Here is a 22334-nt window from a genome sequence, read left to right on the forward strand (position 1 = left end):
ATTCTACTTAATCCATATTGGTATACAGAACAAATGACTCTCCTTCCAAGGTAAGTTTTACACCTTCAACAAAATCGAGTGTAACATCATTTTCTGCAGGTGCCGCAAATCCGTCTTCATCGATATTTCCTTCAAAAGTACCATCAGAATTGGATTTATACATATACTTGTCAGCTGTTAGATTGCTCATTAAGTTTGATTTCAATACTACATCATATGTTGTATAATGTGAATTTACAATTGCCACTGTGTACTTTCCGTTATGCTCACCCACTATTGCGCGAACACCTTTTTTGTCGGGCAAACCAACATTATATATATTGCTTCCAGAAGGGAAGTAACGTGACAACAAGGAAACCGGGTAGAAATAGGGTCTTATATCCTCATCGGAAGCATCCCCTACGAGCTCTTCGCCTAAAATGTTCCAAAAGCCCCATCGTTTTAATTTAGTAGATTGGTAATCCCCGTTATCAGGACTGTTGTACATGGCATCATCCATATTCCAGATTACAGAACCGGAAAAACCTTCTCTCATGGTCTGTATCAATGCATCTGCCATATCAATACCATAAAAGGCTTTATATACCATCATATTCGAATCTTCGCCCGCAAAAGGATCATTGGCTATGGCCGCTAGATTTTCAGATTGAAGTTCGGCATCCACTTCAGTATATTTAAAACCGAGCTCACCAAGAACTATTTGCTTTTCTGCTGGAGTCACCTTTTTGTATGCCCGAAGCATATTTGCATATTCACCTTCCCTGACCAATTGTTGCTTTGGATAAACATGAATATCATACAACCCCATAGCATCGCTTAAATCATTGGTAGCACTTGTAAACCAATCCGTTTGATTGGCCGTATTGAAAATGGCGATATCGGGTCCCATCAATTTAATGTGCCCCAAAGAATAATTGCCCATTTCAGTAAGGTAAGCCTGCTGTACAGATTCCCAAACTTCGTAACTACCCTGTGTTGTAGCCCAATCACCGTTTGGTTCATTAATGATATTCGCTGTCTTTATCACGGTATATCCTTTTTCATTTACCAAATGGTTCAAAAACTTAACGGAGTTAGCGACCCAATCCATATCAATATTGCTGATATCACCGTCATAACTATGCCCCCATTCACCAAAGGTCACCTCAATGTTTCTACTTTGAGCATAGTCCAACATTTTAAACAATGAAATCGTTTTTGTTGTTTCATCATATACGCCATCATTGTCATATGCCCAACCTGAGCTGATCATTATCCTTAAAAATGGAGGACGTAAGTAATCGATTCTCTTGAATAGTTTATTCCAGTCGGCCTCACTAAGTGTTTGGTCCCCTAACCATGTAGGCACCAAGTCATAGCCTCCCCATTGCACTCCATTCCCCCTAAAATCGGAAGAAACCAAGTCACTGGTCAAAGTGATTTCCCTATTTTTTTCTATTGCCTCTTGCAAAGCATCATTGTTATCATCCTCACAACCAATCAACCAAAATAATAGTGCAAAAAAGACAGGTATCATATTTTTAATTTTCATTGTAAACTTTTTTAATGAAGTGTGGAATTACATACTTATGTTGAGCTTCCCTCTTATTGAAAACAAAAGGGAAGCATAATTCACCTTTATTCAGATTTTTTTATTGTTTAGTAAGACTGTACCACATCTTTTTAGACATATGTGCAGTTTCCTCATAACTATAGTTTTGGGTATCCCAATCGAATAAATCGGCTAAATACTCCAACTCCGAAGTCAGTGCTATGTCCGTTTCGGTTTGAATTTCTAGGGTTAAAACAAAATCTGTTCCCCCTGCATCGGTAATGGTGACCGTTTCTCCATTCAACACCCAAGTACCCGATCCGGTCGGCACTTTTCTATACCTACTATTGAAATCAGATTCTGGCCAACTGGCATCATCGGAAACAAAGTTACCGTTGACCCCATCAGCACCTGAATTGTTTTCGTAGGTACCATAAGGCAATCCATCACTATTTACCCCTTCTACAGAGAAAGTGATTGTATTATCCAACTCTGCAGCGGCATTCGGCAAATAATTATCAAGTAGTTCATTCTTCTCCCAACCCCAGCTTTCCCAGGTAAAAAGGTCACTATAAATACCAATTTCCCCTATAGTCCAAGTTCCTGCAATTGAAACATCGCTCACATCAATATCTATTTGAAGGTTAATGGTCCATGTTGAAGATTCACCTGCTTCTGAAGATACCGTTATTAAGGAGGTATATCCGTTAGAAAAATCCAGTCTATCCCCGACCGCCCTATTTGCATTGGCGCCATAAGATACGTTAAGACCTGTTATTTCAATAGCGGTTAAATCGGCCCCATTATCCTCTATAACAACGGTAACCTCTTTATTGTCTGCATCGATTACCGCATCACCTACTTGGTCAATAACAGTTAACGATGCAATGTCATTTCCTGTTTGAAGTACTTTGTTCCTTGTAAGCTTATACCACATGGATTTTGACATATGTGCCAATTCCTCATAAGTCCATGCCTGCACATCCCAATCAAAAAGTTCTGAATAGTAATCCACATCCGATTTAAGCGACACTTCCCCACTTTCTGCAAACAACTCAAGGGAAAGTTCGTGTTCCACCTTATCAGCATCTGTAATGATTACAACATTGCGTTCAAAATCACGCAACCAGGTTCCGGTACCTGTAGGGATATTTCGGAATCTGTCATTAAAGTCCCACCCTTGGGCGGCGTCACTAAAACTACCATACCCTCCGTCATTACCGGAAATATGCTCATAATCACCAAATGGGTTGCCGTTTTCATCCGCACCCTCCACCGTGAAAGTGAACACATCATCAAGCTCTGGGCTCAACTCGGGTAAGTAGTTTGTAATCAACTCATACTTCTCCCAACCCCAGGATTCCCAAGACCACATATCGGCATAAAGACCAATTTCACGTATATACCAAGTCCCTTCCAAGTCCGAAGAAAATGGGAGTAGTGATACCTTCCAAGTTAACGTTTCACCAGATCCGGATACCACTGAAATCGATGAAGTGCCTGATGTAAAATCCAATGTAGTCCCAACCCCGTTCAAGGTTGTTGACCCATAAGACAAATCAAGATTCTTAATCTTTACTTTAGAAATATCGGCGATATTACCATATTTGGCGTAAATAGTTATTTGCGCATCATCAAAATCGCGTTCTATAACCGCTGTACCAATTTGACCTTCAACCAAAATGGAGTTGATATTCCTCTCTTTCTGCCATCCCGTACCCTCCAAATCCTCAAAAGGATCGTCGGTACAGCCCACTGCTAGCAGTGTTGCAACAATTAGATATATATTAAGTATTTTTTTCATTTCTATCGGTTTAATCAATGTTAGGATTTAAATCTATTTCACGCTGGGGAATAGGATAAAACGCAGCGGCGGATGGTGAAAGGCCAGCGGCCTCTGTCACTTCTTGTTGCACAATATTCTTGCGTCTTAAATCCCACAAACGGTCTCCTTCGTAAGCCAATTCCCGCTGACGTTCTTCTATAACCAAATCCCTAAACCCGTCCTTGGACAAACCGCCAAGACTTGGGAGCTCATCAACGCCTGCCCTTCTTCTGATTTGGTTGTACTGCTCTAAACCATCATTATCAGCTTTCGCTTCGGCATACACTAATTGTATATCGGAATAACGAATAAGATAAGGTCTTGTACTTGTTTTATCACCTTCAAAATTTGGATCAATATACTTTCTGGTAAATGCATATTGTACCGTACCATCACTAACGGTTCCTAATGAGTTTCCGGTCTCATCAAATACCTCCGATACGATCAACTCCGTTCTTCGCTTATCAGCAGGATCAAATGAGGAATAAAGTTTATCCGTGGTTTGAAAAACACCCCAACCATCATGGGTCGGTAAAAAAGTATCATCATTGTTCTTTAAATAAACGGTGGCCCCTCCCAACCATGGAAGAAAGTATTTGGATAATTTTGAATAATCACCTTCTGAAGTCCCCGAACGATCCATTGACATAATAAAAATATGTTCTGGGCCATTTGGCTTTTCTACGTCATAAATGTTCTGTAGGTCAAGATCATGGGAATATTCACTTTGGCCGTTTAGCACATAACCCGAATATTCCGCAGCTTTTGCATAAAGATCATCAACACTTCCTGTTAGCGAACTATATTCAGGAACACCACTTTCCTTTGCTGATGCAGCGAACAAGTAGACCTTTGACAGCAACGCTTGGGCGGCCACTTTATCTGCCAGGCCCGGCTCTCTATTTATGTCTAGATAATCAACAGCCCTAGTTAGGTCATCAATTAAAAAGGAATAAACCTGATCCATATTTTCTGGTAAACTGGCAGTGGTCTCATTCAACTGATCGATCAAGGAAGTTTGCAATGGAGCCAATCCGAATGCTTTTACCGCATTAAAGTGACTATACGCCCTTAGGAACAAAGCCTCGCCTAGCAAGCGCTTTTCATCAGTTTCGTTAAATCCCCTGCCCTCTACATTTTCAATTACGGCATTTGCCCTATTGATGGCAATGTAGCATGATCTGTAAAATTGGGTCAACAACTCATTCTGTGATGTAACCTCCCAATTAACAAAAGCCTGGGCATCTGCCCCTTCATCAGGTTTAACCAAACAGTTATCTGTTGACAACTCTGCCAAATAAAAAGTTACCGGTGCGTAACTTACCAATGTTAGGGCATCATAAGCATAGTATAAAGAGGCTTGGGCATCTTCAACCGAATTATAAAAATTATCTTCTGAATAAAATCCCTCGGGTTCTACCTCCAAGCTCTCACAGGATGCTAATCCTATCGTGATCACGAATCCCATTATTATATTTTTAAACTGTCTCATTTTCAATTCATTTAATATTGTAAATGCTTTTTTCATCTGGATTAAAAAGTTAATTCAACTCCTAATGTCCAGTTTCGCAACTTAGGGTAGCCACCCCAGTATATCCCATTTTCGCCCAATTCTGGATCATAACCATCAAAATCGGTTATGGTGAACAGATTGGTCGCGTTCACAAAAATCCTTGCGCGTTTTAGCCAAACCGGCTCTATATCTTCTATGTTGCATCCGACAGAAAGGTTTTGTAGACGTAGGTAACTTCCTTTTTGAATGTACCAGTCGGACATATAATAGTTACGGCCATCACGCAAACTAGGATAGTCATTGGTTAAGTTATCCTGTGTCCAACGTAAAGGCATATTATTTGGTTCTCCAAAAGCTTTGGTATTGAAAACATCCTGACCGAAACTACCATTGAAGAACAGGGAAAGATCAAAGTTCTTATAATGTGCCATCAGATTTAAACTAGCTACGAAATCCGGATTAGGGTCACCAATAATCGTACGGTCATCTTCATCAATGACTCCATCCTCATTTAAATCAACATACATGAATTCCCCTGGTTGTGCCAAATCACCAATCAAACCTGAGGCCAAACCTTCAGCTTCTGACTGAATAATCCCGTCGACTTTATATCCATAGAAAACATTCACAGGTTGCCCCTCGGCAAGAATATTAGGTACTGAACGGAAAGCTTCGACCGTACTGCCAGAGAACTCATATTTCATTCCTGTTAACGCATCGGTACTAAGACCTGATGCCAAGGCATTACCAAGACTAACCACCTCATTTTCATTTTTAGAGAAGATAAACACCCCATCTAACCCCCAATCTTCTTGATTCACGATTTTACCATCGAAAGTAAGTTCAAATCCTTTATTTTCAATTTCCCCATCATTGACCCACATTCTATCATAGGAAGAAGAAGGTGACAACAATCGTTCACGAAGTAGATCGTTCGTGTATTTATTGTAATAATCCACTGTGACCTTCAGCCTTCTATCAAAAAATGCCAAATCAGCACCGATGTTGAGTTGTCTTGTAGTTTCCCATTTTAAATCGGGATTCGGAATACCTCCCCAAGTCTTTTTACCGGTTTGGCTATCCCAACCAACGATGTAACCAGGACCGATGGCCGTTTGCCAACTTCCGTCCACATAATATTGATCTTGCCCATATCTACTATTTATCAGGTAAGGTGAAATACCTTGGTTACCCGATATACCGAAACTTCCACGTAATTTCAATTCATCAAAAACACCAAGTTGCCGTATAAATTCCTCATTATGCATTTTCCATCCTATTGCCCCTGAAGGGAAATATGCCCATTGATTGTTCTCACCGAATTTTGATGACCCATCGGCACGCATAGTGAAGGTGAACAAGTATTTATCGTCATAGGTATAATTGAATCTGCCTAAACCTGAATACATAACCGTTTCGGTAGAGTTGTTAGACACTGATTGTTGTTCTGGGTTACCTGCGGCAAGATTCCCATTTCCCAATGACTCATTTAAGAAATCATAAGCTTTTAAATCTGATGACCTACTATCATAATATTGATAGGAGAACCCCCCCATTGCGGTGAACTTATGCTTATCATTATATAATTTATCAAAAGTCAAGAAAGTCTCCGCAACCGTTTCATTGCTATCCCAATTGTTTATTCCGCCAGAACCATTATTAAAGGTTCCGTCTTCGGTATAGATCTTTGGATTATAATAATCTGTAATGGAATGTCCCAGCTTATAGTTCAACTGCGATTTCAAGGTTAAAGAAGGTAAAAGTTTTGCTTCAATGAATGCAGAGCCAATAAAATCCTGGAACTCGTTATCATTGGTCCTGTTTTCAACCAAGGCTATTGGATGGGAATAATCCTGAGACCCTATCAAATAATACCCTTGTGTTGGATCATTGTTCTGATAAATGGGAAAAATAGGATTTCTCCAATAGGCCAAATCACTGTTGTTTTCCCTTGTTCCTTTTGAGTAGATAATATTGGCCCCTATGGTAACCTTATCATCGAATATCTTGTGTACAACATTAAGGTTCGTATTCAGTTTTTCATAATCATCTTGTATATACACCCCTTTTTGGGTAAAATAGGTAGTACTTAAACTAAATTGTATCCTTTCTGACTGGCTACGTATTGCTATGTTGGTATTGTTCGAAACCGGGTTACGGAAAACAACATCATCCCAATTGGTCTGGTAAGGCCAACTTCCTTGTTTTAATTCCTGAACAGAAGGGTAGTATACCCCATTGGCATCCTCAGCTCCAATATAAAGGGGAACAAAACCGCCATTTACCCTGCCTTCATTACTAAGTTCTGCCATTAAAACCGGGTCTCTCCAAAGATTTAACCCTGAAGTGAACCCTGAATAGGTGTTCTGCTGGGAAACCGTGATCTCCGTTCTGTTCTTTGAGCCTTTTTTAGTTGTTATCATGATAACACCATTAGCTCCCCTAGAACCATAAATTGCAGATGCTGAAGCATCTTTTAAGACTTCCATTGATTCAATATCCTGGGGGGAAATCTGTTTTAGATCACCAGCGCTCCCGATCGGAAAACCGTCTACAACCACTAAAGGATCATTACCTCCATTAAGGGAACTACCTCCCCTGATCCTAATAGTTGAACTCGCCCCTGGAGCATCTGAAGAAGTCACCACCTGTACACCTGCCACTTGTCCCTGTAAGAGTCCATCAATGGAGTTCGATGGTTTCAGCGGAATATTATCCATCGCTACTGAAGAAACAGAGCCTGTAAGATCACTTTTCTTCATAGAACCATAGCCAACTAGCACAACCTCATCTAACTCAGATACGTTTTCGATTAGCGTAATATCAATTTGGTTTCTGTTCGCTATAGGAATAGTCTGCGTAACAAATCCTATGTACGAAAACTCCAAAGTTGCCGAATTGTTGACTACCTGAATTTGGTAATTGCCATTAAAATCGGTGGAAACACCATTAGTGGTTCCTTTTTCTACAATGTTCACTCCTGGAACCGGAGTCTTATCTTGATCTACAACAGTACCTTTCACAATTGTTTGAGAGTATGTTTTTGAGAAAAAGAAAAATAACACCAGAGCCAATGTAAATCTGACAAAAGATTTTTTTTCCATTTTTTAAGTTATGAGTTAATTTATGATGTAAAATTATTGTAAAGTTCAGTCTTGAAATGACACAATTAGGCTAGATAATTTGCGTTTAATGAATCTATCATAAAAAAACACCTTATAAATTATTGATTTCATATATTTATACTATTGAAAAATGATATTTGAAAATTATTGACAATTGTATTTTCATCACCCCTTTATTAAAAAAAGAATACACATACATCTATAATGGTTTGATTTTCAGTATTTTAGAAAATATTACTTATTTATTATTAATTTCAAAAAAATTGAACATGAAGGTATATTCTGAAATTACCCCATTGAGGGAAGATGATATTTTTGTGATCTTAGACCATCCCAATGCGAAGTTTGACTATCCCGTACATTTACACCCTGAATTTGAACTGAATTTGGTTACAAATTGTTCTGGAAGTAGAATTGTAGGTGATTCGGTTATGGATTTTTCAGAAACAGATTTGGTTTTGATAGGTCCAAATACATACCATTGTTGGGAAAGAACCGATGATGGCAAGGCAAATTCGCATGTGATCACCATCCAATTTGAAGATGCCTTCGTTGAGAATAGTTTTCTCTCCAAAAAATCCATGGTACATATTAAAAAGCTATTACAAAAATCTGCCAGAGGTATAGAGTTCTACGGTGAAGCAAGAAACAAAACGGTAAAATTAATGGAAAGCTTATCAGGTTTACATGGGTTCAATTCCACGATTACCTTTTTACAAATTTTAAATGAGTTGGCCTCTAGCCAAGATTACAACACCTTAGCAAGTGATGGATTTAATTTAAAATTGGAGCATAATACCAGTAAAAAGATAAACATGGTCTATGATTATGTTCTTAAGAACTATAATGATGTTGACCTTAGACTTAGTAAAGTTGCTGAAATTGTAAATATGAGCGATTCGGCTTTCAGCCATTTCTTTAAAAAAAGAACGAACAAAAGTTTTACCCAATTTATCATTGATTTAAAGATCGGTCAGGCATCCAAACTTCTATTGGAAACCCATGACAGTATTTCTGAGATTTGTTACACCTGTGGCTTTAACAATATTTCCAATTTTAACCGAACATTCAAAAAAAATAAAGGAATCACCCCTAGCGGATATAGAAGTAAATTTACCCAAAACAACAAACTTGAAGAGTACACTTTAGCCAAGGAATAATCTAAAATCATCTACAAAGGACTGCAGTTTTTTAAAAAATGGATTAAAAACGAAAACATCTTATTTGATATAGGGTATAAAACCTTCTATAATAAAACCGATATTTATGTGTAGGTAAACCCGAAAGATATTTCGACCCAAGTTATTTAAAACAAAAAATCCGACCATTTACATGATCGGATTCTCATTTGTCGGGGTGGCAGGATTATACCCTTTCCCCATAATATTATAGTTATCAGCCTTTTACAGATTCCGAAACTTAACTGTTAGCCGATTTGTTGACGATATTATAAATGAACTTAAAGTAATATGCTTTACTTTCTGATGGTGCAAATATATAATTTGTATTATTTCAAAACAACATAAAAAGTCATTTATTTTATGACATTTAATACTGCCTCAAATTACGTTTTTTTCAACCTTATTATCCTCATAATATCTTTTCAGCTTTGCATTAGTAATACACCAAAAACCAAGTAATTAACTATTAATTATAGGTCTATTTCGTGGCTAACTTCAATACATATTTTAGGTAGAGAGTATTCATACAATATTACCGAAATATAAACGTCGCAAAATATTTTTCGGAAAAGGGACGGCATAAAGCCAACACTTCTTCCCTAGCTTATTTATTCCGTTTCCTTTCCACTCTAAAATTTTGTCTCTCGTTTGGGTTTTGCTCAAATATTGTTTAATCTAAAATCATTTAATTATGGAAACAAAAGTAAAATCAAACGGAACAGCAAAAAAAGTAAATGCAACCGTTAAAAAGGATGTTCAAAAAAAGTTAACTGAAGAAGCTGTTGGAAAGACCGTTGTACCTGAAAAAACTAAAACGGTAGAGAAGCCTACAATCAATTTAGATGACAGAATCCAAAAGTTTGAAAAATTGAGAGGCCTGGCCAATCAACGTGAACGGCTTACTGAAACCTTGAGTGAGCTTACCAAGTTCAATTACAATCAGGATGGTTCCAGTTCCTTTCATATTAGGGACTCACGTAATCTGGAATTTAAGACTACCAACACGAATTTGATAAAGTTGGTAACTACACATTTACAGTCCACATTGGAACAACGTAAATCAGAAATTGAAGAACAGATTGTTCAATTTGAACTTTAAAGAAGCCAATGTCTTCAAATGTGAAAGCCTGCTCGCAAGAGTAGGCTTTCTTTTTTTAATCATATCTGTCGCCAGACAGGTTTAAAATCTAATATTATGTATTTAAATCGTTTACAACAAGATGAAATTTTCGTTTCTAATGAAATGAAATCTTTAAAAAGTATTACTGGTATAAAGTCTCGACGAGGACTCGAAAATGCGATAATCTCAAATGGCAAAATTGTCAATGTGGTCTCGAACAGCTATGGCCATATTCCAAATGAACTGTTTTTCAATAAAGCCGAACAGCTATTAGTGGATGCCAATTTGAAATATCATAAACGCACCATCAACAGAAATGACAGGTCTTTCATTACCGATTTTATAATCGAGGACGATAATCAGTTTTCTTTAAAAGAAGGACAGGACAAGATTCTGCCAATGTTACGTTTCAAAAATTCTTATGATGGAAGCGAGAAAACTTCCGGACATTTCGGTTTTTATAGGGAAATATGCACCAATGGATTACACGTTGCACAAGCAGAAATCGCATTTTCGATAAAGCACAGCAAGAACAATACAGATTTAATAATGCCAAAATTGAACTTGCTATTTGATAAGTTTCTAAATAATGAATACTACGAAATCACAAGGAAATTCAGGGAAATGGAAGAAATCGAACTTATCGATACCAAGGCATTTGTAAAGGACATATTGGAAAAAACGAAATTGTTCCGATATGAATGTAGCGACAAAAACGATGACCCATCAAAAAAATCCCGTGAGGTTATGGAGCTTATCAACGATGAACCGTTTCCAGCTTATTCAAAACCTAATTTATGGGTAGGTTACAACGCCTTTAATTGGATGCTTCACAATACCTTGAAAAAGACCTTTTCACAACAAGAAAAGTTGGATAAGGTTTTGTTCGATAAAATATATGCAATGGTTTAAAGAAACATTGTAAAAGGTTTATCCAGTACCTAACTAAACTGGATTTTTAATTTTACTTCCGTCATATCATTCCGTTTAGCACATTTCCCTACATTCCGTTGCTCTACATTTCGGAAAAAGAGCTGCACTCAAAAAGGGTCTTGGACACAACTTCAAAGATTCCGATTTCCATTCCACTTGCCCACTCATTCCCGAGAAAATTCGGGAAGTGGTCAAACTCTATTACAATCTACATCTTTAAAGTTAAGTCCGCTTTAAATCCTACTTCAAAAGAATAATCCGTTTTATAAACCGTTCAGCACTTTACCGCTTCATTTCGCGAAAAGCTACATTTCGGGCAAAGAGCTTCTCTATAAAAAAGTCTTGAACCCAATTCACCGTTTTGGCTTTCCATTCCGCTTCCCCTTCCCGCTACGCTGGGAAGGAACGCTACATTCCCAAGCCAAAACCGTGAATTGGGTTCGCTTGTAATCGGAAAGTCAAAGCCTCGATTTTCTTAACAGAATTAACGGCAAAGCCTACTTTGGTCTTTGCTCGATAATTCTTAAAAATCAAACCTTTGCCTTACACATTTTAAGGGGTTTATAATGGATGAAGCCTTTATTGTTTTTCGGGTCGTCGAAAAACAGGCAGTGCATAACCAATTCTAAATTAAACCCATCCGCTCATTTCGCTTAACTGTCGGTACGCTCAAATCGCAACCGGATTTAAAAGAATTGCTAATGCCCTTATGGAACTTGTCAAGACTATACAAGTTTTTGTGAAAAATAAGGTTTCTACTTCCTTGAAAATCCAAGGATTTTACTACGTCGCAAACACACCTGATTTATTCCCTAAAAGTCTTGACAAAACCCACTTCATCCATTGTGCGGAGCACGAAAGAAATCATACAAACACCCCTTAAAATTTAATTCAGTTTAAACCTAAAAGGGAAATTATTAATCTTTTAAATCTTTTATTATGAGTACCATTAAAAATCACGTACAGTTAATTGGAAATGTTGGGCAAGAACCAACTATTACGAACCTTGAAAGCGGTAAGAAAGTAGCCCGTTTATCATTGGCAACCAATGAATACTACAAAAACGGCAAGGGCGAAAAGCAAACGGATACCAATTGGCACACCGTTGTCGCTTGGGGCAAAACTGCTGAAATTATCGAAAAGTATGCCGAAAAGGGCAAAGAAATCGGAGTTGTTGGAAAACTAAAGACCCGAACCTATACCACGGACGATGGCAACCAACGCTATGTTACCGAAGTGATAGCCGATGAAATCCTATTATTAGGTAGTAAGTAAAAAGTAAAGAGGGCACTAATACCAGTTTTCAATTAGTTTGTGCCCTCTTCTTTTCATCATTAAATCTAAAAAAGACATTACAATGAAAGCACAAGTTAACGAAATAAAAGAAGGATTGCAACATTTTCACGGTTCTGAAATGTTATATCAAATCCCATTGATACGCACCCGATTTACGAACGGATTGAAATATTTAGCCAATGTAGCAGAATGTTTTTGGCTCATTACTGATGTTTCAGTAATCGCCAAAAGTTTGCTGAACCGAAGCCATTTTATCACAATAGATTTTAAAAGGCTGTCGGAAGAAAAACAAGATTATACAGGCTATGAAGCTGAAATAATTTACAGCGATGGAAATGGAAATGTTTTTGAAACGCATCAATACAACTTTACTGATTTTCCTTTAGATGAATTGCGTTTATATTTTGTGGATAATACGCTGATGTTACCAAGTGAATACTAAAAACAAAGGCGATGATTTATCTAAATTATAACAATCTCGATGACGAAACCCAACAGCATCTACTTTCCGTTTCAAAAGAAGATATAGAAAGTAAATTTGGGAACGACCTTAAAGCCTACGCCAATAAACACCACATAGATTATGATAAAATATTGGACGAAGAAGCGATAAAAAACCTATACACTTATACCTATGTTTTTAATATCTAAATTGAAAACAAGAAATTGGACCTTTGAACTTTCAGAGGTCTATTTTTGTGCCTTATTTTTTCAAAATTTCAAGAGCCAATATTCCAAAACTCGACGTCCTAAATTTACATTTTCATAAAAATCCTATTTTTTGGTATCAAAACCTACCATTTGAAAACAATCCGTATTTGAATATTATTTGCAAATAGAATATCTTTAAAAGGCTTTTAAGCAGTACCATTTTAAGTATCGTTATCCCATTTTGATTTGACTTTCGCAGATAATGATACCCATCAAAAATTAAACATATCGGAATTTTTTAATTCCGAAAAAAAGCAACTGACTTTTTAGTCAGGTTGTTTGAAAAATTTTGTCCCTGCGGGACGAATTTGGAGAAGCAAGAGGGTAACACGCCAAGGCGGTGTTAACGATTGGTTTTTAGTTGTAATTATTTGATATTCAAATAATTACTGTTTATATGAAATAGAGAAACAATAAAGTTTTACAGTAAATCCTTTTGAAACCCCTATAAAACGGCAATTTTTTACAGTAAATGAGTTCAAACCATCAAAAGAAATACAGTTTTTCTGCCATTAGTATCAAACCTAATGTGGCAACTCGTTTTCGGAAATTTTCCAAAAGAATTTCACGTTCGCATACCGATACGCTGGAAACAATGATGAACTTTTTTGATGTGAACGAGCTATCCCCAAATGAATCTTTGGGTGCGAATATGAGAACTTTGGAGAATAGCTTAAAAAAACGAATCAATGCCCTTGTAGCCATTATTAGGGATATTGAAAAAAACCAGACCAAGCCCACCAATGCAATGTTGGAATTGCTTTTCCAAGAAAACCCAAATGAGGAAGAACCCCAAGAAGAACTATATGAATTTGAGCAACAGGAACTGATTACGGAAAACGAGGAACTGAACCATTACCGAAATCGGTACGAAGAAGTTCGGCAACAATTCCATTCGGTAAAATATGATTTAGAAAAAATCATCAGTAAGACCACTTATGTAAAAGGCAGTTTTGGAGGAGGCTATTTAAAAGTGGATTTGAGCAAAGATGAATTTGAAAACATTAAACAAAAAATATAAAATGTATATCACGGTAACCAAACAGACATTAGACGGTAATTATGCACAGAGCGCTTCCGATTTTGTCGCATATCTCGAAAAAGAGAATGACGGAAAATCCATTGATGAAATGGAACATTTTTTCAATCAATATGGCGAAGAAATATCAGGAAAGGAAGTCGTCAAAGAAATCGACGGAAATACCGCTAAACTCAAAAAGACCGAACCCAAGTTTTATTCCATCACGGTTAATCCAAGTGCTTATGAATTGAAGCGATTGCAAAATCATTCCGAAGAACTAAAACAGTACACCCGAGAATTGATGAAAGAGTACGCTAAATCTTTTAATCGGGAAATAAACGGACGAGCTGTAACCGTAGATGACATTAAATATTACGCGAAGATTGAACATCAACGCACCTATAAAGGAACGGACAAGAAAATTCAGGAGAACCAACCTTATGCCACCAAGATACTTCAAATTAAGAACGATATCCGAAAAATTGAAAGTGGCGAATTAGAGGGAAATATTAAAAAATTACAGCAAACGATGTCCCGATTGGAGAAAGAAGCACCACATCAACAAGACGGAAAACGCATTGTTAGAGGGATGCCAAAAGATGGCTCTCAAAGCCATATTCATATTATTGTGAGCAGAAAGGATATGTCTAATAAATACAGTTTATCCCCAGGAAGCAGGTACAAGGCTTCGGAAACAGTTTTTAATGGCAAACCTGTAAAACGTGGTTTTGATAGGGACAAATTCTTTAAGGCATCCGAAAAGACCTTTGACACTTTATTTCAATACAAAAGAAATTATGTTGAAACCTATAAGGCACGCAAAACATTCCTTAAAAATCCAAAATTGTATTTCTCAATTCTTTCGGGATTGCCAACAAATGAAAAAGCTACAGCCTATAAAATACTTGCTAAAGCAGGTGTGCCCATAATGAATATTCCAACGAACAAAGTACAGTTAGCATTGAAGATAATTAACAAGTTTAAAAAAGGGATTGACCGAGCCATACAGTCGGGTTCTATTGGGATATGAGTATGTCAATACCACATATCATCCTTTTTATTGTTGTTCCGGTATTGTTTATCAGTACGGTTTTATATGTGTTTCTTCATCAAGAAGAGCCCAAAAACGGAGATAAGAAATATCAGGTACGCTTTAAACTTCGTCGTGGAAAATTTCAAATCGAAAATATCAAGCGAGGTGCATCGATTATTGGCTCTGCGGGAAGCGGTAAAACAGAAAGTGTTATCTATAATTTTTTACAGCATTTTAGTACCCATCAATTTTGTGGTATCATACACGATTACAAGGATTTTGAGCTTACGGAAATTGCCTATCCATTATTTAAAGAAAAGGATATTAAATTCTACACCATTGCCTTTGACCAAATCCATTATCGTGTAAACCCAATTGCCCCAAGATATTTGCCCAATGAGGAAAGTGTGAATGAATTATCCAAGGTACTCATTGAAAATCTTTTGGAGTTTAACGAATCCGATACAAACAGTACCACAAAATTCTTTAGTGATGCTGTTGAAGGTTTGATGGGTGGAATGATTTGGAAACTTAAAACGTCCTATCCTCAATATTGCACTCTGCCCCATTTGATTGCTATTTTTCAATCGATGACCACCAAGCAATTGATTTCTTTTTTGAGCTCAAATATCACATCCAAAAGTATGGCAAGTGCTTTTATCAATGGAATGGACTCTGACAAGCAAACAGCAGGTGTAAAAAGCACATTGGCCAATGCTTTTAAAAAAATAAGTTCACAGCAGTTGTTTATGGCGTTGTCAAAAGATGAAGTACCATTAAATATAAATAATCAGGAAAATTCAGCGGTAATTTCGATTGTAAATCATCCCAAATATGAATCGGCTTATTCGCCTATAATCGCAGCAATTATGCACACAGTCATCAAACAAATGAGCGTCAGAGATCAGCAGTCGTCATTTTTAATGATGGAAGAAGCCCCAACCATTAAACTACTCAATATGCATCGCATTCCAGCAACTTTACGAAGCTATGATATTGCCACAATTTACGTGATGCAAGATAAAATCCAGAATGATATGCTATATGGCGATAAAGCGAGTAAGGCTATTTTAAGCAATCTTTCCTATCAGTTTTTTGGTAAAGTTAATGACCCAGATACCGCCAAATACTATGAACGATTTTTTGAGATTGTCCGCAAGGAAACAACAAGTATCAACCGTGGCCATAACCTGAATTTTGATACAAGGATTACTACAGGCGAAAAAGAGGTTTCCAAACGTAGAGCAGATGTATTTTTCCGTTTAAAACAGGGCGAATTTATCACTTTTGCAGATGGTAAGGATAAAAGAGTTCAATTTAAACTACAGTATATTAAAAGGGAGATTCCTAAAATACAGCAACAATACACAGAGAATGAATTGAAACTGAACTTTGAAAGAATCTATCGAGAAGTTAAATCCCATTTCAAACTGAACTAAATTTCGATTTAACAAATTTTTTAACATAAATTATTTGAATTTATTTAACTTTGCAAAATTGATGAAACAAGCATTTTATAAAATATCATCCTTTTTAATGGCGATTGTAGTCCTGTTTTCTACGTTGTCATTTACTGTTGATATGCATTATTGTGGAGACACTTTAGTTGATACTTCAATTTTCCATAAAACAAAAGGTTGTGGAATGGAAATGCAAAACCCTTCCACCGAAGATTGTTCAGTTAAGGTAAAAGATTGTTGTTCGGATGAACAGCTTGTTGTTCAAGGTCAGGACGATTTGAAACTATCTTTTGACAAACTTACCTTTGACCAACAATTGTTTGTTGCATCATTTGTTTACACTTATATTAACCTTTTTGAAGGTTTAGAAGAAAATGTAACTTCATACAGAGATTACGTCCCCCCACTCGTCATAAGGCACATCTACAAACTTGACGAGAGTTATTTAATTTGATTTTTAAACAGTAAAATTTTTGCCCTGCGGTACTTCCGTGTTGGGCTTGTTTTGTTGTGTTCAATTTCTTGAATTCAAACTAAACAATCATTTTCATAACTGTTTAATTATCATAGTTTATGCTAAATAAAAGCATCAAATTTCTTATAGAGAACAAACTCGTTGCCGTTATATTGCTCGTCGTATTTGTGGGTTTTGGAACGGTGTACGCACCTTTTAAATGGGACACTGGTTTTTTACCGACAGACCCCGTGGCAGTTGATGCCATTCCCGATATTGGCGAGAACCAACAAATCGTTTTTACCAAATGGGACGGTAGGTCGCCACAGGATATTGAGGACCAAATAACATATCCGCTAACTACGACCTTATTAGGTATTCCAGGCGTGAAAACTATCCGCAGTTCTTCAATGTTTGGCTTTTCGAGCATTTACATCATTTTTGATGAGGATATTGAATTTTACTGGAGCCGAAGTCGGATTCTGGAAAAACTCAATTCCTTGCCAAGTGGTCTTTTACCTGAAGGTGTTAACCCAGCTTTGGGTCCCGATGCTACGGGATTGGGTCAAATATTTTGGTACACGCTTGAAGGTCGCGATAAGGACGGCAACGTCACGGGCGGATGGGATTTGCAAGAACTGCGAAGCATTCAGGATTATTACGTGAAATATGCCCTTGCTTCTGCGAGTGGCGTTTCCGAGGTGGCATCGATTGGTGGTTATGTAAAGGAATATCAAATAGATGTAAATCCAGAATTGATGCGCCAGTACAACATAGGTCTCAATCAAGTTGTAAAGGCGGTTAAGGAAAGTAATAAGGATATTGGTGCACAGACTTTGGAAATCAACCAAGCGGAATATCTCGTGCGTGGCTTGGGTTACGTAAAGTCCATTGAAGATATTGAAAATGCCGTAGTTACTTCCGAAAATTATACATCCATTAGATTAAAGGACATAGGAAAAGTGTCTTTGGGCCCAGCCACACGCAGGGGAATTTTGGACAAGGAAGGTGCGGAAGTAGTGGGCGCAGTTGTGGTCGCCCGATATGGCGCAAATCCATTAGAGGTCATAAATAATGTGAAGGAAAAAATTGCCGAGTTGAGCAAAGGGCTACCTTCCAAAGTGTTGAGTGATGGCAGGACTTCGCAATTGACAATCGTCCCTTTTTATGACCGAACAGAACTGATACAAGAAACCTTGGGAACGCTCAACGAGGCGTTAACCTTGGAAATCCTTATTACCATTTTGGTCATTATCGTAATGGTATTTAATCTTCGGGCATCCATACTTATATCTGGGTTATTGCCAGTTGCGGTGCTGATGGTCTTTATTGCAATGAAATTTTTTGGTGTGGATGCCAACATCGTGGCACTTTCGGGAATTGCAATTGCCATTGGTACTATGGTAGATGTGGGTATCATACTTGCCGAGAACATCATCAGGCATTTGGACGAAGACGATAAAAAAACACCAATAAATACCGTAGTGTACAATGCCACTGCGGAAGTTTCGGGGGCAATTGTTACCGCAGTAATGACCACCATCATCAGCTTTATACCTGTATTTACAATGATAGGTGCAGAAGGCAAATTGTTCAGACCCTTGGCGTTTACAAAAACCTTCGCATTGACGGCATCCATAATTATAGCTCTTTTCTTAATTCCACCGTTTGCGGCATTTTTCTTTAAAAACAGAAATATCCGAAAATCCACAAATTATGGTATCAGCAGTTTGTTGATTTTAGCTGGTTTTATTGCAGTCATTTTTGGCCATTGGATTGGTCTTATCCTTATTGGCTTTGGTTTTGTGGCTTTGGCGGTACTTAAGGAAAAACTTTCAAAAGAAAGGTCAAACAAATTCAATATTTATCTTTCCGCAGCTGCCATTGTCTTTCTATTAGCAGAATATTGGCGACCATTAGGTGTTGATAAAAGCGTTATCTGGAACCTTATTTTTGTGGGCATAATCTGTTTTGGCTTATTGGCAAGTTTTTCTCTTTTCAAAAACTATTACACCCAAATATTAAAATGGGCATTGGCAAATAAACTTCTGTTTTTGACCATTCCCACAGCCTTGCTAATTTCAGGTTTCATCATCTATAAAAATACCGGCAAGGAATTTATGCCTTCGTTGAATGAAGGCTCATTCCTCTTGATGCCCACTTCAATGCCACACGCTGGTATTGAGGAAAACAAAAGAGTGTTGCAACAGCTGGATATGGCCGTGGCAAGTATTCCCGAAATAGAAACTGTAGTCGGAAAATCAGGTAGAACGGAATCTGCCTTGGACCCAGCGCCACTTTCAATGTATGAAAATGTCATTCAGTATAAATCTGAATATATGTTGAACAGCGATGGAAAACGGCAACGCTTTCAAGTTGATGACAATGGATTTTTTATTCGGAAGGATAGCACGTATATCGCTAATCCAAGTACAGAAATAAGTTCAAGCACCATCGAGAACTACCGTGAAGATGGTAAAAAAGTTGTAGAAACCGTGGATGTTCCTTCCGAAAAATTAATTCCCAATGATGATGGCGAATTTTTTAGGAACTGGCGACCCGAAGTCAATTCGCCCGACGATATTTGGAACGAAATCGTAAAGGTTACCAAATTGCCTGGCGTTACCTCTGCCCCAAAATTGCAGCCCATTGAAACCCGTTTGGTTATGTTACAAACCGGAATGCGCGCACCAATGGGCATCAAGGTCAAAGGTCAGGATTTAAAACAGATTGAGGCGTTTGGCGTAGAATTGGAAACCATTCTAAAACAAGCGGAAGGCGTAAAACAGGAAGCCGTTTTTGCTGACCGAATTGTGGGAAAACCTTATTTGCTTATTGATATCAATAGGGAAAAATTGGCACGTTATGGCGTGACCATTGAGGAAGTTCAAAATGTACTGAAAGTGGCCGTGGGCGGAATGGTGTTGACCCAAACCGTTGAAGGTAGGGAACGTTATGGCGTTCGGGTACGCTATCCAAGGGAATTGCGGGGCGACCCATCCGATTTACAGAATATTTATGTTCCAGTTGAAAAAGGCAGTCCTGTACCATTGAGCGAGCTGGCAACCATCCGTTACGAACAAGGTCCGCAAGTGATAAAAAGCGAGGACACCTTTTTGGTAGGCTATGTATTGTTCGATAAACTTGACGGTTTTGCAGAAGTGAATGTGGTGGAAAACGCACAGGCACTCATTCAACAAAAAATTGACAGTGGCGAATTAATCGTTCCAAAAGGCATCAGTTATAAATTCACGGGAACCTATGAGAATCAATTACGTGCCGAAAAAACACTGTCTATTATCGTGCCTTTGGCCTTGTTGGTTATTTTCCTGATTCTATACTTCCAGTTCCGTTCTGTGTCCACAACGTTTATGGTATTTACGGGAATTGCCGTTGCCTTTGCAGGTGGTTTTGTAATGATTTGGCTGTATGGCCAAGATTGGTTCTTGAATTTCAATTTCTTTGGCGAAAACCTGCGAGACCTATTCAATATGCGGACGGTCAATTTGAGCGTTGCAGTTTGGGTGGGTTTTATTGCACTCTTTGGTATTGCAACGGACGATGGCGTTGTAATGGCAACCTATCTCACACAAACATTCGATAAAAACGACCCAACGGATAAAAATGAAATCCGCAAATCAACTTTAGAAGCTGCATCCAAAAGAATCCGCCCTTGTTTGATGACTACGGTTACGACTATTTTGGCATTATTGCCAGTATTGACATCCACTGGAAAAGGAAGTGATATTATGATACCAATGTCCATTCCAATCTTTGGCGGAATGCTACTCGATACCACATCCTATTTCCTCGTTCCTGTGCTTTACAGTTGGCGAAAAGAACGACTTGCAAAAAGAAGGTTAAAGCAAGAATCACAAACCATAACTATTGAGCAATGAAAAATAAGAAATCAGTTATAAAATATATCGTGTTTGTTGGGATTTACATCTTAAGTGTCAACAGCTATGGTCAGGATTTACAGACCTATATTGACGAAGCCATTTCCAACAGTCCGGAAATCCAGAAATTTCAATTGCGATATGATATTTCTTCTGAAAAGGTCAATGAAGCCAACTGGATTCCCAACACAGAAATCAGCGCAGGATATTTTGTAAGTGAGCCCGAAACACGAACAGGAGCACAACGAGCACGATTCTCATTAAAACAGATGTTACCTTGGTTTGGTACCATCACGGCAAGGGAAAATTATGCAAGTTCAATGGCGGAAGCGGACTATGTGGAAGTTACCATTGCCAAACGTAAACTTGCACTTTCAGTATCCCAATTCTATTATCAACTATATGAAATCAACACAAAACAGCTTGTACTTGACCAAAACATTGAGTTGTTGAAAACCTACGAACGCCTTGCCCTCACTTCCGTGGAAGTTGGTAAAGCATCGGCTGTGGATGTGCTTCGGTTGCAGATTAGACAGAATGAACTGCAACAGGAAAAAGAGGTGTTGACACAACAATCAAAGGGTTTCCAAGCTGCTGTGAACAGTTTATTGAATCGTGATTTTGATAATGACATTGTAGTGGTTGACACATTGGAAATGCCCATTGAAGATATTCAGTTTTCTTATGATGCACTTTCACTAAACCCTGAATTGTTGAAATATGACAGACTATACGAATCGGTTACGCAATCTGAACTGCTCAATCTTCGAGAAGCCCAGCCAATGTTTGGCTTTGGGTTGGATTACATTCCCGTTTCGGAACGCCCGGAAATGAATTTTTCTGACAATGGAAAGGATATTATAATGCCGATGATTTCAATTACAATTCCCATTTTCAACAACCGCTATAAGTCCATTACCAAACAGAACGATTTGCGTCAACAGGAAATCAAATCCCAAAAAGACGAACGCTTGAATATTTTGGAATCAGAATTGGCAAAAGCTATTTCACAACGAAACCAAGCAAGAATCAAATTCAACACCCAACAGAAAAATCTTGAACAGGCCGAGGATGCAGAGGAAATCCTGATAAAAAATTACGAAACGGGAACGATTGATTTTAATGATGTGCTGGACATTCAGGAACTGCAATTAAAATTCCAGATGAGCCAAATAGAATCGGTCAAGAGTTATTATGTACAATCGGCATTAATCAATTATCTAATCAATTAA

16 protein-coding genes are annotated in these 22334 nt (G+C 37.8%); 12 read left to right on the top strand and 4 right to left on the bottom strand.

Annotation, left to right across the window (positions count from 1 at the left end; genetic code table 11):
- Positions 1 to 7: 7 nt before the first annotated feature.
- The 4 genes from R3X28_RS09960 to R3X28_RS09975 form a co-directional block, all read right to left on the bottom strand.
- Positions 8 to 1531 (bottom strand): hypothetical protein, encoded by a 1524-nt coding sequence (locus R3X28_RS09960; RefSeq protein ID WP_317664174.1) that lies wholly within the window; start codon positions 1529 to 1531, stop codon positions 8 to 10.
- Between the two features lie 100 nt (positions 1532 to 1631).
- Positions 1632 to 3335 (bottom strand): hypothetical protein, encoded by a 1704-nt coding sequence (locus tag R3X28_RS09965; RefSeq protein ID WP_317664175.1) that lies wholly within the window; start codon positions 3333 to 3335, stop codon positions 1632 to 1634.
- Between the two features lie 10 nt (positions 3336 to 3345).
- Positions 3346 to 4848 carry a RagB/SusD family nutrient uptake outer membrane protein gene (locus R3X28_RS09970; RefSeq protein WP_282056277.1) on the bottom strand — a complete coding sequence of 501 codons (1503 nt, stop codon included), beginning with the start codon at positions 4846 to 4848 and terminating at the stop codon, positions 3346 to 3348.
- A gap of 41 nt (positions 4849 to 4889) precedes the next feature.
- Complete coding sequence (locus tag R3X28_RS09975) at positions 4890 to 7973, bottom strand: TonB-dependent receptor (protein WP_317664176.1); 3084 nt, start codon at positions 7971 to 7973, stop codon at positions 4890 to 4892.
- Between the two features lie 290 nt (positions 7974 to 8263).
- Here R3X28_RS09975 and R3X28_RS09980 point away from each other — a divergent pair, with 290 nt between their 5' ends.
- From R3X28_RS09980 to R3X28_RS10035, 12 genes are all read left to right on the top strand, one after another.
- Positions 8264 to 9154, top strand: coding sequence for an AraC family transcriptional regulator (locus R3X28_RS09980; protein WP_317664177.1), 891 nt, complete (start codon positions 8264 to 8266; stop codon positions 9152 to 9154).
- A gap of 712 nt (positions 9155 to 9866) precedes the next feature.
- Complete coding sequence (locus R3X28_RS09985; protein WP_317664178.1) at positions 9867 to 10274, top strand: hypothetical protein; 408 nt, start codon at positions 9867 to 9869, stop codon at positions 10272 to 10274.
- Between the two features lie 96 nt (positions 10275 to 10370).
- On the top strand, positions 10371 to 11207 hold the full coding sequence (locus tag R3X28_RS09990; RefSeq protein ID WP_317664179.1) for a DUF932 domain-containing protein: 837 nt from the start codon (positions 10371 to 10373) through the stop codon (positions 11205 to 11207).
- Positions 11208 to 12167: 960 nt separating this feature from the next.
- Positions 12168 to 12503 (top strand): single-stranded DNA-binding protein, encoded by a 336-nt coding sequence (locus R3X28_RS09995; RefSeq protein WP_008992779.1) that lies wholly within the window; start codon positions 12168 to 12170, stop codon positions 12501 to 12503.
- 82 nt (positions 12504 to 12585) lie between these two features.
- Positions 12586 to 12966 carry a DUF6876 family protein gene (locus R3X28_RS10000; RefSeq protein ID WP_317664180.1) on the top strand — a complete coding sequence of 127 codons (381 nt, stop codon included), beginning with the start codon at positions 12586 to 12588 and terminating at the stop codon, positions 12964 to 12966.
- A gap of 11 nt (positions 12967 to 12977) precedes the next feature.
- Entirely contained in the window at positions 12978 to 13175 is a 198-nt protein-coding gene (locus R3X28_RS10005; protein WP_044403675.1) for a hypothetical protein, read from the top strand.
- Positions 13176 to 13707: 532 nt separating this feature from the next.
- Entirely contained in the window at positions 13708 to 14256 is a 549-nt protein-coding gene (locus R3X28_RS10010) for a BfmA/BtgA family mobilization protein (RefSeq protein WP_044403673.1), read from the top strand.
- Position 14257: 1 nt separating this feature from the next.
- Complete coding sequence (gene mobB, locus R3X28_RS10015; protein ID WP_044405205.1) at positions 14258 to 15286, top strand: MobB family relaxase; 1029 nt, start codon at positions 14258 to 14260, stop codon at positions 15284 to 15286.
- Between the two features lie 2 nt (positions 15287 to 15288).
- Entirely contained in the window at positions 15289 to 16728 is a 1440-nt protein-coding gene (locus tag R3X28_RS10020; RefSeq protein WP_369793450.1) for a type IV secretory system conjugative DNA transfer family protein, read from the top strand.
- Between the two features lie 61 nt (positions 16729 to 16789).
- Positions 16790 to 17203: an HYC_CC_PP family protein gene (locus tag R3X28_RS10025; protein ID WP_317664181.1), complete on the top strand. Its 414-nt coding sequence runs from the start codon at positions 16790 to 16792 to the stop codon at positions 17201 to 17203.
- A 119-nt stretch (positions 17204 to 17322) separates the two neighbouring features.
- Positions 17323 to 21102: an efflux RND transporter permease subunit gene (locus R3X28_RS10030; protein ID WP_044403667.1), complete on the top strand. Its 3780-nt coding sequence runs from the start codon at positions 17323 to 17325 to the stop codon at positions 21100 to 21102.
- Positions 21099 to 22334, top strand: coding sequence for a TolC family protein (locus tag R3X28_RS10035; RefSeq protein WP_044403665.1), 1236 nt, complete (start codon positions 21099 to 21101; stop codon positions 22332 to 22334). The genes R3X28_RS10030 and R3X28_RS10035 overlap by 4 nt, the downstream gene beginning before the upstream one ends.

The organism is Maribacter sp. TH_r10 (assembly GCF_033101095.1).
In the GTDB taxonomy this organism is placed as follows: Bacteria; Bacteroidota; Bacteroidia; order Flavobacteriales; family Flavobacteriaceae; genus Maribacter_A; species Maribacter_A luteus.

What these genes read in the sequence shown, in the direction of transcription:
- R3X28_RS09960 (WP_317664174.1), bottom strand. Translation starts at nt 1,531, where the DNA reads ATGAAAATTAAAAATATGATACCTGTCTTTTTTGCACTATTATTTTGG.
- R3X28_RS09965 (WP_317664175.1), bottom strand. Translation starts at nt 3,335, where the DNA reads ATGAAAAAAATACTTAATATATATCTAATTGTTGCAACACTGCTAGCA.
- R3X28_RS09970 (WP_282056277.1), bottom strand. Translation starts at nt 4,848, where the DNA reads ATGAGACAGTTTAAAAATATAATAATGGGATTCGTGATCACGATAGGA.
- R3X28_RS09975 (WP_317664176.1), bottom strand. Translation starts at nt 7,973, where the DNA reads ATGGAAAAAAAATCTTTTGTCAGATTTACATTGGCTCTGGTGTTATTT.
- R3X28_RS09980 (WP_317664177.1), top strand. Translation starts at nt 8,264, where the DNA reads ATGAAGGTATATTCTGAAATTACCCCATTGAGGGAAGATGATATTTTT.
- R3X28_RS09985 (WP_317664178.1), top strand. Translation starts at nt 9,867, where the DNA reads ATGGAAACAAAAGTAAAATCAAACGGAACAGCAAAAAAAGTAAATGCA.
- R3X28_RS09990 (WP_317664179.1), top strand. Translation starts at nt 10,371, where the DNA reads ATGTATTTAAATCGTTTACAACAAGATGAAATTTTCGTTTCTAATGAA.
- R3X28_RS09995 (WP_008992779.1), top strand. Translation starts at nt 12,168, where the DNA reads ATGAGTACCATTAAAAATCACGTACAGTTAATTGGAAATGTTGGGCAA.
- R3X28_RS10000 (WP_317664180.1), top strand. Translation starts at nt 12,586, where the DNA reads ATGAAAGCACAAGTTAACGAAATAAAAGAAGGATTGCAACATTTTCAC.
- R3X28_RS10005 (WP_044403675.1), top strand. Translation starts at nt 12,978, where the DNA reads ATGATTTATCTAAATTATAACAATCTCGATGACGAAACCCAACAGCAT.
- R3X28_RS10010 (WP_044403673.1), top strand. Translation starts at nt 13,708, where the DNA reads ATGAGTTCAAACCATCAAAAGAAATACAGTTTTTCTGCCATTAGTATC.
- mobB (WP_044405205.1), top strand. Translation starts at nt 14,258, where the DNA reads ATGTATATCACGGTAACCAAACAGACATTAGACGGTAATTATGCACAG.
- R3X28_RS10020 (WP_369793450.1), top strand. Translation starts at nt 15,289, where the DNA reads ATGTCAATACCACATATCATCCTTTTTATTGTTGTTCCGGTATTGTTT.
- R3X28_RS10025 (WP_317664181.1), top strand. Translation starts at nt 16,790, where the DNA reads ATGAAACAAGCATTTTATAAAATATCATCCTTTTTAATGGCGATTGTA.
- R3X28_RS10030 (WP_044403667.1), top strand. Translation starts at nt 17,323, where the DNA reads ATGCTAAATAAAAGCATCAAATTTCTTATAGAGAACAAACTCGTTGCC.
- R3X28_RS10035 (WP_044403665.1), top strand. Translation starts at nt 21,099, where the DNA reads ATGAAAAATAAGAAATCAGTTATAAAATATATCGTGTTTGTTGGGATT.